Source organism: Metabacillus sp. cB07 (genome assembly GCF_016839225.1).
Taxonomy (GTDB): Bacteria; Bacillota; Bacilli; order Bacillales; family Bacillaceae; genus Bacillus_P; species Bacillus_P indicus.
Window position 1 is genome coordinate 3,316,736 of the sequence record NZ_CP069296.1, and the last position, 15,518, is coordinate 3,332,253.

The 15,518-nt window shown below is 43.8% G+C and carries 12 protein-coding genes; 2 read left to right on the forward strand and 10 right to left on the reverse strand.

Going from position 1 to position 15,518, the window contains the following annotated elements; genetic code table 11:
• Position 1: 1 nt before the first annotated feature.
• The 7 genes from JOJ89_RS17055 to JOJ89_RS17085 form a co-directional block, all read right to left on the reverse strand.
• On the reverse strand, positions 2-880 hold the full coding sequence (locus JOJ89_RS17055; RefSeq protein WP_029566123.1) for a carbohydrate ABC transporter permease: 879 nt from the start codon (positions 878-880) through the stop codon (positions 2-4).
• Between the two features lie 18 nt (positions 881-898).
• Positions 899-1,864, reverse strand: coding sequence for an ABC transporter permease (locus JOJ89_RS17060; protein ID WP_203288581.1), 966 nt, complete (start codon positions 1,862-1,864; stop codon positions 899-901).
• Between the two features lie 292 nt (positions 1,865-2,156).
• Entirely contained in the window at positions 2,157-3,497 is a 1,341-nt protein-coding gene (locus JOJ89_RS17065; RefSeq protein WP_203288583.1) for an ABC transporter substrate-binding protein, read from the reverse strand.
• On the reverse strand, positions 3,494-5,089 hold the full coding sequence (locus JOJ89_RS17070; protein ID WP_242524623.1) for a response regulator transcription factor: 1,596 nt from the start codon (positions 5,087-5,089) through the stop codon (positions 3,494-3,496). The genes JOJ89_RS17065 and JOJ89_RS17070 overlap by 4 nt, the downstream gene beginning before the upstream one ends.
• The gene (locus JOJ89_RS17075; RefSeq protein ID WP_203288585.1) at positions 5,061-6,863 is read right to left on the reverse strand and encodes a cache domain-containing sensor histidine kinase; all 1,803 of its coding nucleotides are present in this window, start codon (positions 6,861-6,863) and stop codon (positions 5,061-5,063) included. The genes JOJ89_RS17070 and JOJ89_RS17075 overlap by 29 nt, the downstream gene beginning before the upstream one ends.
• Positions 6,864-7,061: 198 nt before the next feature.
• Positions 7,062-8,408 (reverse strand): SGNH/GDSL hydrolase family protein, encoded by a 1,347-nt coding sequence (locus tag JOJ89_RS17080; RefSeq protein WP_203288587.1) that lies wholly within the window; start codon positions 8,406-8,408, stop codon positions 7,062-7,064.
• 181 nt (positions 8,409-8,589) lie between these two features.
• A complete protein-coding gene (locus tag JOJ89_RS17085) occupies positions 8,590-10,986 on the reverse strand; it encodes an immune inhibitor A domain-containing protein (protein WP_481825262.1) in 2,397 nt (798 codons plus the stop codon).
• Between the two features lie 284 nt (positions 10,987-11,270).
• Here JOJ89_RS17085 and JOJ89_RS17090 point away from each other — a divergent pair, with 284 nt between their 5' ends.
• Positions 11,271-11,588 (forward strand): hypothetical protein, encoded by a 318-nt coding sequence (locus JOJ89_RS17090; protein WP_029283903.1) that lies wholly within the window; start codon positions 11,271-11,273, stop codon positions 11,586-11,588.
• A 60-nt stretch (positions 11,589-11,648) separates the two neighbouring features.
• On the opposite strand, the gene JOJ89_RS17095 is transcribed toward JOJ89_RS17090, so the two are convergent.
• Both JOJ89_RS17095 and JOJ89_RS17100 read right to left on the reverse strand, forming a co-directional pair.
• Complete coding sequence (locus JOJ89_RS17095) at positions 11,649-12,488, reverse strand: MBL fold metallo-hydrolase (RefSeq protein ID WP_203288599.1); 840 nt, start codon at positions 12,486-12,488, stop codon at positions 11,649-11,651.
• A 56-nt stretch (positions 12,489-12,544) separates the two neighbouring features.
• Positions 12,545-13,498 (reverse strand): TRM11 family SAM-dependent methyltransferase, encoded by a 954-nt coding sequence (locus JOJ89_RS17100; protein WP_203288602.1) that lies wholly within the window; start codon positions 13,496-13,498, stop codon positions 12,545-12,547.
• A 135-nt stretch (positions 13,499-13,633) separates the two neighbouring features.
• Here JOJ89_RS17100 and JOJ89_RS17105 point away from each other — a divergent pair, with 135 nt between their 5' ends.
• Positions 13,634-13,825 (forward strand): hypothetical protein, encoded by a 192-nt coding sequence (locus JOJ89_RS17105; protein WP_203288604.1) that lies wholly within the window; start codon positions 13,634-13,636, stop codon positions 13,823-13,825.
• A 154-nt stretch (positions 13,826-13,979) separates the two neighbouring features.
• Here JOJ89_RS17105 and JOJ89_RS17110 read toward each other — a convergent pair whose 3' ends face one another.
• Positions 13,980-15,422, reverse strand: a complete 1,443-nt coding sequence (locus tag JOJ89_RS17110; RefSeq protein ID WP_203288606.1) for a DEAD/DEAH box helicase — start codon at positions 15,420-15,422, stop codon at positions 13,980-13,982.
• Positions 15,423-15,518 lie beyond the last annotated feature (96 nt).

A 15,518-nucleotide genomic window follows, 5' to 3' on the forward strand; every position in this document is an offset into this window, starting at 1 on the left:
TTTATTTTAACGAACCAACCATAACCCCTTTTTCAAAATACTTCTGGAAGAACGGATACATAATAATCAGCGGAAGGCTTGAAATGACAATCGCTGAATATTTGATCATCTCAGAAACCTTGGCAAGCTCGGCCATTGCCAGCTGATCGCTTATCATGCCGGGTTCAGCCTGGTTCTGAATTAAAATAGACCTTAAAACAAGCTGCAAAGGATGCATGTTCGGATCTTCCAGGTAGATCATTGCGTCAAAGTATGAGTTCCACTGTCCCACAAAGGCATACAGCGCAAGAACAAAGATGATCGGTTTTGAAAGCGGTATGACAATTTTGAAGAAAATCAGCAAATCTGACGCCCCGTCCACTTTTGCCGCTTCGTGCAGTTCGTGGGGAATTCCCTTAAAGTACGTTCTTGCAAGGATGATGTTCCACACATTCACAGCGGAAGGCAGCAAAATCGCCCAGACTGTATTCAGCATGCCGAGTTCCTTCACAACCAGATAGGTCGGAATCAAACCGCCGCTGAAAAACATCGTAATCAGGAAAAACGTCATAAACGCGTTCTTCCCGACAAACCCTCTTGTCGCAAGAGGAAACGCAGCAAATATGGAAACGACGACAGTTATTATGGCAAACCCCGCGGAGTAAAGCATCGCATTCACAAATCCCCGCACCATGGAATCATCCGACAGAATCCGTTTGTAGCCTTCAAGGCTCCAGTCAGAGACGTTAAAGGAAAGTCCTTGATTTAGAAGAACCGTCGGATCCATGAAGGAAGCGATAACGACATAAACCAGCGGCACAAGAACAACAAGCACTGCCAGGCAGAGAAAAACGGCATTCAGAGACAGGATGATCCGGTCAACGCGTGTATGTTTAATCATGAAAATCCTCCTCTCGAATCAATAGAGTCCTTCTCCCTCGTTCAGTTTTTTGACCACAAAATTCACAACCACAAGCAAAATGACGTTGATGACTGAGTTAAACAGGCCGACTGCAGTAGAATAGGCGTAATCTCCAGCCTGAAGGCCGATTTTGTACACGTAGGTCGGAAGGATTTCCGACGTTGGAAGATTCATGGCTGTCTGCATCAGAAATGCTTTTTCAAAGCCGATTGCCATGATGCCACCTGCACCTAAAATAAAGATAATAGCCATAAGCGGTTTTAAAGCTGGCAAATCAATATGAATCATCCGCTGCAGAATATTGGCCCCGTCAATCGTTGCGGCCTGATGCAGCTCCGGGTCCACATTCGCAAGTGCCGCCACATAGACGATGGACGACCAGCCCGCAGCCTGCCAGATGCCTGAAAGAATATAAATCGATCTGAAGTATTCCGGATCGGACATAAACATGACCGGCTTTCCTGTAAGAAACGTAATGAAGTGATTCACCGGGCCTGTCGGAGCTAAAAAGATGAACAGCATCCCTACAATGACAACGACCGAAATAAAATTTGGCGCATATAAGAACAGCTGAATATTTTTCTTAATAGCTGCTCTTCTGACCTGATTCAGCATCAGAGCAAGGACAATCGGAATCGGAAATCCAAGCAAAAGCCCGTACAGGCTGAGCTTAAGCGTGCTCATGAAGATGGTTTCAAAATTTGGGGAGGTCAAAAACTCCTGAAAATGCTTAAGCCCAACCCATTCGCTTCCCCAGATTCCCTTTATCGTGCTGAAATCTTTAAAGGCAATGATTGCTCCGTACATCGGAACATACTTAAATACAATTGTGAGAATAACAGCAGGCGCAATCAGCAAATACAGAAAGTAATTCTTTTTCACATACTCCCATTTGTATTTGGGTTTTGCCTCCGGCTTTACGATGATAACGCTCTCATCTTTTGCCTTCACTGCCTCCTGCATACAGCTCCCCCCTTTACAGAAAACACATATAAGCGCTTTCATTATGTTTCAGAGACCTTTATCTGTTCTCTGTACATTCACTTTATCAAATGCCCCATTCAAAAAAGTTTGATATCTTTGGAAGAAGAAGTTTAATATTTTTGGTTCATCATAGAAGAGGATACGCACAATCTTGTTCGAAAAACATAAGAAGCCGATCCTCAGCGGAATCGGCTCTGCATTTTGCAAGTTTAATTTGGGCTGCATAATGATAAAAAATGTTTCAGCTATCTACAACCAGCATATCTCCTCATTATTTCTTATCTATATCATCGAGACTTCCGTTTATTTTAGCGACAGCTTTATCGGCGGATTCTTTTACGTCCTTTCTTCCTATGCCGATGTCTTCGAATAATTCTTTCAAAGAATCGCTTATGACTGGATAAGCCGGTGAAACAGGACGGTTTTTTGAGTAGTTTAAAGCCTGATGAACAAATATATTTTTCGGATAAGATGAGAGTTCCGGAAATGACTTGGATACTGAAAATCGGGCAGGCATGTCACCCGTTATTTCCACATATTTTTTGGAACCTTCAAAGCCCGTCATGTATTGAATAAATTCCCAGGCTTCTTCCGGATGCTCTGAATTTGATGATATTCCAAGAGCCCAGCCTCCGTTTGGCGTCACCTGGCGGGTCCCTTTCGGCAATGGGGCCACTCCAAAATCCTCTCCAAGCTTAAAATCAGGAAAATTCCGTTCAATTTCTTCAAGCATCCATGACCCCATGACCGACATGCCAAGATGGCCTGTTACAAACGGATCGGGAGGCATTTCAACAGAAGCGACACCATGGCGGTGATAGAGATCCTGATAGAATTGCAGGGCTTTAATTGCGTTGTCTGAATTCAGATATCCGGATGCCGTTTTCCCGTCAGGACTGAGAACATCAGCGCCAAATTGCCACAGCAGCGCTGTTTTAAAGTAGGCTGGGGATTCTCCGCTGCTGAATCCCTGTGCAGGATCTATTCCATAAACCCCTTTTGAGGGATCATTGATTTCCTTCGCAAGCTCGACTGCTTCGTCCCATGACATTGGGTCAGCAGGATCCTGTGATGGAAGCGGCAGTCCCGCTTTCTTAAAGAGGTGAATGTTATAAAATAACGCCACACCGGATTCCGCGATAGGAGACAAGTAGATTTCATCTTTAAATTTCATTCCTTCAAGTGTTGAAAAGGGGATATCGTCAATCTGTCCCTCTGCTTTCATTTCTTTATCAATGGATAGCAGCGCACCCGAATTTGCATAAAGCCCAAGATTGGGACTGTCGATCGACATAATGTCAGGGGGACTTCCTGCGGCAATTTCCGTCCTCAGCCTTAATTCATAATCTCCATAAGGAATGGCGTTCATGTTAATCTTTATACCGGGATGAGCTGATTCAAAAACTGAAATCAGCTCTTTATAAGCTTCATTTTCAAGCTTTGTTCCATAATTCCGCCAGAATGTCAGTTCAATTGCTGCGGGTTTCCCCGATGACGATCCCTGATCGTTCCTTTCATCATTTGGAAACAGGGTGAAGGATGAAAAGGCATAATACCCGCCTGCAAGCAACAGCAGAAGGACGGGGATAATGACAACTGCACCTTTTTTCATCTGCTTTCTCCTCCTGCCATGTTGAAAGCATTTTTCCTGTATTCTGCCGGTGTCTGGCCGATGTGTTTTTTAAAGACGGTACTGAAGTAACTGGAATTAGAGTAGCCTGTTAAATATGCAATATCAATCACTTTCAGCTGTCTGTCTTTTAAGAATCCGCATGCATGCTTCATCCGTACCTCTGCCAGATAATCACTGAACGTATGTCCGACATGAAGCTTAAACAGTTCTGACAAATAAGCACTGTTGATATGAAATTGATCAGCAAGCGTGCCCAATGAAATTTCATTTGCAAAATTCAGGTCGATGTATCGGCGCACGTTTTCCACAACGGATAAGCCGTTTGGCGAAGAGCGGACCGTGTTTACCCTCTGAATAATACTGTGAGCAAAATCTGATAGCTGCTCAATAACTTTTTCATGGGAGGTCAATTCTCCGATGCTCTGCTGGCATGTCCACATCGTCTGGTTCATCTGTTCCCTTTCCAAATCATATTTCACAGCAAGCGATTCAAGCAGCAAAAGGAACCTGCCGGCTGCAAATGAAAAGGACATCATTGACTTGGTCTTTGCTTCATTTAAAAGATCGGCGATCATCATGCTGCTCTCCCGCATTCGGCCATTTTCAATCAGATTGACTGCTTTTTTCTCGAGATCAGGCGAGAACTCGTATAACTCTTTATGAAGTGTTCCGTCAATCACTTGTGATTTTTCATCCGGATCACTCTGGCTCCAGGCAAGCAGGGCAGAAATGTAGCCTGTTTTTAACTCTGATGCTGATACCTGCTTGCCTATTCCGATGACGGTTTCAGCTCCAAGATATTTTTTTGCATACGTTTGAACCTTTTTGATCATGCTGGATGTTTCAAAAGCGTTCCTGTCTGATGAACACTGAAGAAAATGGATCATGCTTGCATACCCGGCATCATAAAAAGCGCACGCCCCATCATACGTTCCGGCTATTTCTTTGCAGAGCATTCTGAAAGGAAGCCATAGCTCTTTTACTGAATATCTGGCTGACCTGAGTTCCACGGTGAAAAATTGAACGGAATTTTCTTTATTGGCAAGAATGTCCATCTCAAAATGATGCAGTCTTTCGGCAGCTGACTCAGTCCAGTCCTGTTTTACGAGCTGAAGGATGTATTGTTCCTTCATTTCTTCCAGCTGTGTGTGAACAAGCCTTGTCATTTTTTCTGCTTCAAGCTGCTTCTTTTTTTCAGCAGCTATTTCTTCCTTCACCCTTCTTAAAGCTCCTGCAAGCTCGTCTGGAGCAACAGGCTTGAGCAAATAATCCTTTACTCCTTCAACCAGGGACGACCTGACATAGTCAAAATCGGAATATCCCGATAACACAATCACTTTTACACCGGGAAACTCACGGTGACATCTTCCAGCGAATTCAATTCCGTCCATCACAGGCATCCGGACGTCCGTGATGACGACATCTGCCTTCATTTCTTTCACAAGCTGAAGTGCTTCTTTTCCATTTGATGCTTCTCCGGCAATCAGGAATCCTTCTTCTTCCCAGTTTGCTTTCATTTTCAGCCCTCTGCGCACTTGAATTTCATCGTCCGCCAATATAACCTTCATCATGTATATCCCCCTCATTTCCCTTTATACATAATGCAATGCTTGTCCCTGCTCCTTCTTCTGAATGAATCCTGATTGAAAACCGGCTCCCGCAGAACAGCTTCAGCCTTCCAATGACATTTCTCAGCCCAATGCTGCTTCCTCCACTGTCCAAAACGGTTTCGTATTCTTTCTCTTCGGCTAAGAGCTTTGATGCCATCTCCTTTGACATGCCTATACCATCGTCCTCTATCAATATCGTTAACTCATTATCTTTCCATTCGGTCCTAATCAGAATTTCCGCCTCAGTTTTTTGTATTAAACTATATTTAACCGCATTTTCTACAAGCGGCTGAATGATAAATTTGCAGATAGGAAAGGAAGCTGCTGCCGGATCTTCTTCTATGATAAAGCTGACTGCCCCATCATATCTGAGCTTTACAATTTCGATGAAGTCACGAATATAGGCAAGCTCTTCTCCTAATCTGACAATATCCGTTTTTGTATTTAATGAATATCTCATCATTCTTCCGAGAAATATGCTTACATCCAGTACTTCCTTCTGTTTATTCTGCAGGGCAAGACTCCCAATGACTTCTAGCGTATTGTTTAAAAAATGCGGATTAATCTGCAGAAGCAGAGCTTTATACTCAGCATCCTTTCTTCGGAGATTTGCCTCATATTCTGTTTTGATTAGTTCATTCAGCTTTTCCACGGTATGATCAAACACCTTAATGGCATATCCGACCTCATGATTATAGGATTTAATGGTCGGCATAAACGACCTGGCTCCTTCAAGATCTCCATTTTCTACAAATTTCATGGCATTGGTAAGCTTACCGAGAGGACGGACAATATTGGAAGAAAGGACATACGAAGCAAGGATTGTCAGCAGAAAGATCACTCCGCTGAAAAAGAATAATTTTTTCTGCAGCCTGTCAATTTCAGCGAAAAGCTCTGATGTTGTGATTTCACTGAAAAGCGTCCAATTGCCTATCTTTAATTTTTGAAAAAAAACAAGATAATCTTTACCCCTGTATGCCGTTTCAATCAGCCCATTTGACTGATTCATCCGTTCAATGTTTAAAAGACTGTCCTTTAAGACAGAAGCAGGGGTTTCCACCTTGCCGGACAACACGTTCTTTCCGTCTTCATCCAGAAGATAAACGCGTCCGTTATCCCCCAGTTTAATTTTCCCAAGCGCAGTTTCAAGAAGCGAAGCTGGAAAACTGACTTTAATGATTCCCGATAAATCAAGCATCTGCATATCAAAAAGAGGAATTAAATAGCTGTTAACCTCCATTTCTCTCATTGCCTGATGAAGCTGGTACGGGTCCTGGTGATGACTTATCCAGCGCTTTTCATCTTTTGAAAACGCCTTGTACCAATCCGTTTCAGAAAGGTTGGGGCTATCTCCCCATGTCCCTGTGCCATCGTTTAGAAAAACGGAAATGTCCATGCCATTTGTATTATTGATCATCATCGAAGAAAGCTGCATTTTCAGCTGGTTTTTGATCAGCATCCTCTCATCGGACGAAACAGCAGAATCACTTTCTGCATGCAGCCAGTCCTGAGTTGCCTGATTAACAAGTACCTGTTTCCCCAAATCTTCTGCCTGTGAGGTGACGGAGTTAATATAAATCGAGAACTGCTCCATCATTTCAACAGTTGAATCCTTTGTCTGATCTTCAATAACAGAAGTAAACCATGCCGGGATAAGAATGGACAAAACAAGAAACGGAACGGTCAGAAGAATCGTAAAAATGATAAACAGCCGGTTTCTAAGTGAATAAAACATGGAGACCCCCGATAACTTTTCAAAAATTTCTGTTTGTTTTACAGTATAATACAAACCTGCCTTTTCCGGGGGAATATTGTAGAGGAAGGACTTTTACCCGTTAGAATTCGCCCATGCCATGCAAAGGGAAAAAGCCCTCCTCACAAAGAGAAGGGCTTTCACAAGAGGTATTCTGCTATTCAAACAGGGGTATAGGAGTCAATTTACACGGGCTCTTCTCCTGCGAGACAGCATCGTTCCTGCTCCAATCATAATCATGACTGCTCCGGCAGCCGTATAATTATAAGCGGCTGTAGCTGTATCAGGCAGTTCATTTTTCTTAACAGTTACAACCGGAGTCGTACTTTCTTCTTTTACCGGAGTTCTTTCTTCTTTTTCTGTTTCGTTAACAGGCGTTTCTTCCTGAGGTTTTTCTGTCACAGGAAGTTCCTCAGCCGGCTCTTCTTCTTTAGGCGGTTCTTCTTCTGCCGGAGGCTCTTTAACTGGCGGTTCTTCTTCTGCCGGAGGCTCCTCTTCCTCTTTAGAAACGATGTTTTCGATCTTAAACGTTTTTACAGCTTCAAGCTGCTCCGTCGTTTTAACATACACTGTATAAGTGCCGTTTTCAGGTACATCGAATGTGTTTCCGTTAATTACATTTCCTGCTGCTGAAAATTTATCAGCTGTCTGCTCGCCTGGAAGCCACTTCATCTCTAGTACGTCCTGGTCTGCCGTTACTGTTACCTTGACAGGACCCTCTGTTTTTTCTGTTGTCGAGAAAACTATTTCTACAGTTGGAGCTGCAGGAACCAATGATGCCAGGGCTTGATCAGCAAGTGCTCCAAGAACCTGATGTCCTGCTGCATTAGGGTGGATGTCACCCGGAATGATAAAGGCAGCTTGATTACCGGAAAAAGCGCTGTATGTATCCACAAGCAATGACCCTGATGCTGCTGCGATCGGATTTAATACTTGCTGATTAACAGTTAGAGTAATTTGCTCCCCTGCTTGATGCAGCGAAAGTAAAAAGGGATCTTCACTTGCTCCAAAGGGATTGTACATGTTGTAAAAAACGACAGGTGCGGTTTGATTGTTCTGTCTGATTGTTTGCAGGATGTTTTGAAGGTTCTGAGATAGCTGTGCAGATGCTGCAGCAATCTTCTGCTGAAGTTCTGGTGTGAATTCGATAGGAGTTTGGTTTTCGATCAATTCCTGCAGGCCTATTGCCTGAAGGTAATCGTTGCTTCCAATATTCAATGTAATGACATCAGCCTGCTGCAGAGCGAGTAGGGTTTCCTGGTTAGAGAGTGCTCCAAGAAGCTGTGATGATGTCCAGCCCGGAAAGCTGATATTGGCGACTTCTGCATTGCCTTCGTTAATCAAGTAAGGAAATGCCTGGCTTGAAGGCTTTGTTTTATCTTCCTGAAGGTTGTAGCCAAAGGTGATTGAATCTCCTAAAGCTGCGACAAATAGCTTGTCCTTCCCGCTTTCCTGCGCAAAGCCGATAGATGCTGCAAAACTGCTCAGCAACAAGATGAAAACGAAAAGCAATGATCCTTTTTTCATTCTTTCTTTATCCCCCCATATTCACATTTTTAGCAAAGCCTCTTTCATTATAGAGTTAGATTTCAGAATATTCAATACTAATTGCGCATACTGCATTCAATTTCTTCCATTCTTTTTTCCCATAAAAAAAATTTTATACAAACAGAAAAGCAGCGCCCAAAGAACGCTGCCCCTCAATGTTTTATTTGCGAATCCAAACCGCACCGGCGGAGTTGTCTTTCGCTTCTCCTACTACCTGGAATTTCAGGCCGTAGTTTGGAACTTTGCGCCCAGCATCCGGAATGACATCATTGATGTAGGATCTTGAATCATCAAAGAATGTTACTCCCTTTAGTCCGTTGTAGCTGTATTCGCCGCGTGTCGGGCTGTCTACGTACCAGGATGGCGATTTGTCATATGAAAATGCTGCATCTGCAATCTGGTAGCGTGTGGATTGAGTAGTTGTCAGTTTGCCGTCAAGCTGGCCGTACAGAGGAAGCGGATGAGAATCTACCACTCCAAGGAACCCTTCACCTGGATGTTCACCGACCCAGTTGTCTGTGAAGCTGTCATCTGCATACCACACGACCATGCCTGTGTTGTATTTTGGTCCGCGTGAGAACGCAAGAGCTTTATCAGAACCTGCATAGTTTCTCCACTCAAGATAGTAGTGATGTTTAGCAAGATACGTCCCGTCAAATGCCTGGAAACCGTTTAATGTAAACTTCGCTGCTCCTTCTGCATCATCGCTGAAAAGCTGTTCGCCATCAGCCGTCAAGACCGCGTTGTCAAGGGCAAAACCTTCAGGCGCAAGTCCTCCGTCTGTCGAGTAATCAAAGACAAGCTTCACTTTTTTGCCTGCGAATTCGCTCAAGTCGTATGACTTGTCGATCCATTTGCCGGCAGTTGTTCCTTTAGTAGCGTCTCCGTCTGTTACATCTCCGCCGAGGATTTCAAGAACTTTGCTTCCGTCAGCTGTTTCTGCTTTTACAGTTAAAGCATCACATGCACAACCATATTCAATTTCATAGTTTGCTTTGAAAGTGAATGCTGCACTTGTTTTGCCTGTAAGATCAAATTGGGGTGTTTCCATTACTGTGTGTACGTTATCACCTTTCGTACTGTGATAGTACTTTTCCCCAAACTGCGGCTGAATTGTACTTTTCACTTCTTTTTCAGGAAGGTTTACTTTCACAATACCAGGATTGTTTGACTTCGTTACACTTTGGTCGATGAATGATGCCGTTCCTTCAGCCGTTACGTCCTTGTAATTAATTTCGTGAATGTTGGCCCAGTTTCCGCCCATCATAGTCTGGAAGAATTCTTTATTCTGGGGAGAAAAACTTGTCGGTTCTGTTCCGGCAATCTCACCGTTCCAGCTTCCGCCGCTCATGATAGACCATGAAGCAACCGGTTCACCCTGGCCTGAATACTGCGTATCATACTCATCTGGAAGGCCTAAATCGTGTCCGAATTCATGGGCAAAAACGCCGACTGCCCCGTCTTCAGGCTGGATTGTGTAATCAAATGCAGCCATATTTCCGCCCCAGTAATCCACATCAGCCTCGGTGCCAGGTACAGGGAATACACCGTCTAATGTCCAGCGGTGTGACCAGATTGCGTTGCTCTCAAGCTTTCCGCCGCCTGCTTCCTGTCCTGTTCCCGCATGGACAATCATCAAGTGGTCGACAAGACCGTCCGGCTCATTTTGATTGCCGTCACCGTCAAGGTCATACAAATCAAATTCATCATAGTCTGCGAGATTCATGCCTGATGAGGCTGCAGCTTTTAGAGATTCTTTTACAAGATCACGAGGTCCAAGCGGGGCAAGGTTATCGTGTCCCCCTGCCGGATTATCATCTCCGTAGTCAGCAGCTTTTCCCGGAACCGTCAGCCACTCAGAAACCGTACCGTCTACTGTGTAGCTGCCGCCGGATTGCTCTTCATAGAATTGCTTAAAGGTAGGAACTTTCTTTCCGTCCAGAAGCTGAAACGGCTTGTCCCCAAACAGCATGTTTTCATAATGCTCCTTGCTGAAATCATTTGAATACATGTAGCCTTCTTCTTTAATGATATTGTTGTGTTTAAAATCTTCAAATTCAACAAGCAAAATCAAGACTTTATCTTCTCTGACTGCACCGTTATAACCTGCTTGTTTTGCAGGTTTCACATTAACAAAGCCGTCTTTTTTGCCTTTTTTCAGCTTTTCATGCCCTTTAGCAAGCTGCTTTGTCAGCTGCTTTTTTTGTTTCGTTAAGAAGTCTTTTGATTTTTCATCCAGGTCATATTCTCCATGTGAATGACCGTCTTCTTCTGAATGCAGATCAGCAGCAGGCTTTTCACCTTGCTTTTTTTCAATATAGTTTTTCACAGCTGCGGCAGTCTCTTTGTCACTTGCCTTTTTCGGGATGATTCCCTGTTTCTTCAAAGCGTCAGCCAGACGCTCTTCATTAATAATATTCATATCAATCGGCGCAGACAAAGCCGTTTGTGTGTTTTCCTGCACGGGCTGCTTGGCGAAAGCTGCCGGTGCAAACAGGCCTGCCGTCAAGCTTGCAGCCAGAATCGACGTTCCAAGTTTCTTGCTCCAGTTATTCAAGTGCGGTCCCCTCCCAATTTGTAAGAACATGTAGAATTTTCTGTTTTTTTCTACACGTATAAAGATACCATACTATGAAAAACTTGGAATTGGCCTATTATCCTATAATCGGAAATATTTTACTAGTATAATAGATCATCCGCATGGAAAAAGAACTGAAACAATGGACCTACTATAACCTTAAGGCATGAGGGAAAAAGGAAGCATAATCCATCTGCCACCCCCAGAAAATCCGCCTTTTCCTTCAATAGTGTATTGAAATAGACGATGCTTGGAGGGAAACGATGGAGTCCTACGTAAAAGATTCTCTGCAAAAATGGAAAGAAGACATGCTGCAGCAAAAAAATGAAATTGATGCTGAGTACGAGAAAGTAAAAAGCGAGCTTCAGCTGTATTCCTATAAGTTCGGCATTACGAAACAAGTGATTCAATCCACGATCAATGACGAGATCATCAGTACAATCAAAACCACTTACCAGAAGCCATTTGAAGAAAAGTTCAATGAACTGAAACTGTACATAAAAGAATTGGATGAAAAGCGAAGAGTCTATCAGATGTTTGTAGAGAAGATTGAAAAGGTAAGTGAGACAGACGAAAATTAAGCAGAAATCCCTGAGGCGGATTTCTGCTTTTCATTTACGACAAAAGCCGGATTCCCGGCTTTAATGAAGATATTTTCCATGACCTGGAATGGCCAGCTTTTCAAAGTCCCTGCTCAAAAGGGCAAGGCCGTCACGCAGTTCTTCTCCTGAAACAGGCACGCCATGTCCTGTTATTGCTGTGGAAGGCTTTAAGGATTCCAATGTTTTGACAGATTCCCATGCCGCCTGCCAATCTGTCGTGAAGTATCTTGGCGGCCCTGAGATTTCCTGTTTTTGTGTAAACACTTTGTAGAGGGAGTCCTGCCTCACGGTTACAAATGCATCCCCTGCGATCAGCGTTCGGTCGGATTCCCTGAAAAATGAGACATGTCCTGGTGTATGGCCTGGAGTATGAATCCATTTCCAATCTGAAAGCCCAGGAATCATCCCGTCTGGTTCAAACGGCTTGATCCGGTCCTTAAGATTGATGGATTCGTTTGGAAACATTTTTGACAGTTTCGCGACCATTCCGCCTTCTGCACTTGGGTCCGGTTCTGGATAATCTTTCTGGCCTGTTAAAAAAGGTATTTCCAGTTCATGAGCATACACCGGCACCTGCCATTGTTCAACAAGTTCCACAATTCCACCTACATGGTCAAAATGCCCGTGTGTCAGCAGAATCGCTTTTGGAGCAGCATCAATTCCGCCATGTGCTTCAAACGCTTTTTTTATGGCGTCTGCAGAGTGGGGCATCCCTGCATCAACGGCATACCAGTCGTCCCCGCTTCTCATAAATACTACGTTTACCACCTGGTTTGTATAGCAGTAAATCCCGGGAAGCACATCCATTTCAAGTCCGCTCATGACAGATGTTACCGGGATGAACTTATGCTCAAAAGGGCTCTCCATGTTATCGTCCATCGCTGATACCTCCTGATTTTCATTCAAGAAGATAGTATCCTCACGACCCTGACAATCTATTCACAGACAAGAACCTGTCTTGAGAACATTTGTTTTCGGACAGTGCATCTGTCGATGATGGCAAAGCCTGCTTCGATAATCATGTGATCCATCGTTTCACTCGTGACAATGACTGCGCGATCTGCAATGCGTCTTGCGTGCCTGATGATATCAAGCTGCTCTTCAGGGGTAGCATGTGTATAAAGATTGTAAGGCATATCGATGATGGCCGCGTCATACTTTCCATTTACCTCTGCAATCGGAGATACTTTCACATCACACTCATAGCCGAAATGGGCAATATTTTCTCTGGAGCCATCCACGACAAGAGGGTTGATGTCACGGCCGGCAATATTAATTCCCATTGAAAGAGCTTCAACGAGCACTGTCCCTATTCCACAGCATGGATCGATTGCCTTTACTCCTGCCGGATGCGGGACCGCAATGTTAGCCGCTGCTCTGGCAACCCTTGTACTGAGAGCGGTTGAATATTCCCTGGGCTTTTTCACATGGTGCAGATATACAGGTTCGGCTTTAGTATAGTTTCCAAAATACCAGCGTCCTTCGTGTACTGTAATCCCAAAAACCTGATCAGGATTCCGGACATCTGCTTCTGCTTTAAACGGCCAGCCTACTCTGCGTTCAATCTTCCGCCGTTCGTCATAACTGATTTGTTCTGAGTCATCGAGGTCATTGATTTTAAGAAAAATAATCTTAAACGTATCCGGCCCAATATCAATCTCGCCAACCTGCTGAACGATATCTTCTACTTCATTTCCTTCAAATAAAATCTCTATGCGCTCTTTCATAAAAGGGCTTCTGCTTGGATCAATGCAGGTGCTGCTTTTCAGGCAGTGTCCTTCCGGCTGAACACCAAAAAAAGACCGCATTTCCAGCTTGCATAGTTCAAGCTCTTCTTGTGTGCTTGCAAACGTATAAATATAGGCCGGTTTCCGGCTTTGATTCTGCAATCATTTCCCATCCTTTAGCGTTAAAAATATGCATCTATAAAACCATAGCTGTATTCTAAAAGAAAAGCAATTCTTCCGGTGCGTAAAAATGACTTTCCAGGAGAATCCTACGGATAAAAGGAGAGTGATTGTTCAATGAAAGATAAACACGCTCAAACGTCCGAAGGATTAAATCAAATCGTTGAAATCATTAATGCAAAAGGCGATCAGGGAGAACTGACAGACATCGTGAATCAGGCTGAAGAACATCTTCTCTGCAGCGACGACCTTTTCGACCGGCAGCTTTTTGCAATCGTGGACGATACTGTCAGCGAAAAGGAAGAATAAAGAGACTGGGCAGAGAACCAAAAAATCCGAACTGTGAAAATAGTTCGGATTTTTTGTAATGGATTAGCTTTCTCGGATCTTTATAACCCTTCAGCTCTCACACATGCGCATGAAGGGTTATTTCTCAGATTCTAATGCCATTATCCAAAATCATTCAATTTCTTGCTTCATGTACCTTCAGAAGTTTTCCTTTAACAGTGGTCGTTTTCATGGCTTTTAAGACGGCGGGCCCTTTTCCGTTCAGTATATCTACGTATGAAACATTTTCCTGTATGGAAATGATCCCAATGTCATCCGCCGTGATGCCGGGAAGGTTTGAAATCGTCCCGACAAAATCAACGGCTCTGATTTTCTTTTTCTTTCCGCCGTTAAAATAAAGTTTCATGATGCCTTTATTCAACTGCGCACTTTTATCTTTTTTCATTACAGGCTTTGACGTTCGTTTTTCTTCAAACGCCGGCTTGGCAGCTGCCGTTTCTTCATGAGTTGGAGCATCTGTTCTGCGGATGGTGAATCCGATATAGTCCTCAATCTCCGCTGTCATTCTTTCTTCATTTGGCACGGCAAACGTTATGGCCTTTCCTTTTTTCCCTGCTCTTCCGGTCCTGCCTGTTCTGTGAACATAGCTTTCTTTTTCAAGGGGAAGATCGTAATTGATGACAAGGGATACGTTGTCAACGTCGATTCCCCTTGCAGCGACATCTGTTGCAATTAAGTAGCGGAAGGCCCCTTTTTTGAAATCATCCATGACAGAAAAACGATCTTCCTGAACGAGTCCGCCATGAATTTTTCCGCATGGATAGCCAGCACGGCTGAGCTTTCTCTCGAGTAAATCCACTCTCTCCTGCGTTCTGCAAAAAAGAATGCAGCTGTCAGGATTTTCGATCACCGTTACTGCTTTTGCAAGTGAAAACTTATCATCCTCTGAAACGGTGATCAGCGAATGGTCAATGTCAGACGTCGTTAATCCTGATGCCTTTATTTCAATTTGGAGCGGATCGTTCATATATTTGTCGCACAGCTTTTCAACATCATCAGGAAGCGTAGCTGAAAAGAGCATTGATATCCGCTCTTTCGGCAGTTCTTCCATAATGGCCGCCACTTGATCGATAAACCCCATATTCAGCATCTCATCAGCTTCATCTATAATTAAAAAGCGCAATTTCTCGAGAGGAAAAGTGCCTTTTTCAATGTGATCAAGAACTCTTCCGGGTGTTCCCGCAACGATGTGCGTCTTCTGCTTCAATTCTGTTTTTTGACGTTCAAATGGCTGTTTCCCATAAATAGCCGCTGCTTTAATTCGTTTGAATCTCCCAATATTTGTGAGATCTTCTTTTATCTGTGCCGCAAGTTCCCTTGTCGGAGTCAAAACCAGCGCCTGCGGCTTATTCTCCTCCCATTCAACAAGCTCGCACAGAGGAATGCCGAACGCTGCTGTTTTTCCGCTGCCTGTCTGGGATTTAACCACCAGATCTTTTTGCTGCAGGGCAGCAGGGATCACTTGTTTCTGTACTTCAGTCGGCTGGGTATAGCTTAATTTATCTAAAGCTTTAAGCAGATCAGAGCTTAACTTGTAATCTGAAAATCCGTTTTTCATTTGTCCTGAACCTCAATTTCATTTGTTTTATCACGTGTGCTTCGCGTAAATATTCATTATACCCTTTATTAGACGGAATTAGATTTATGACCGCAA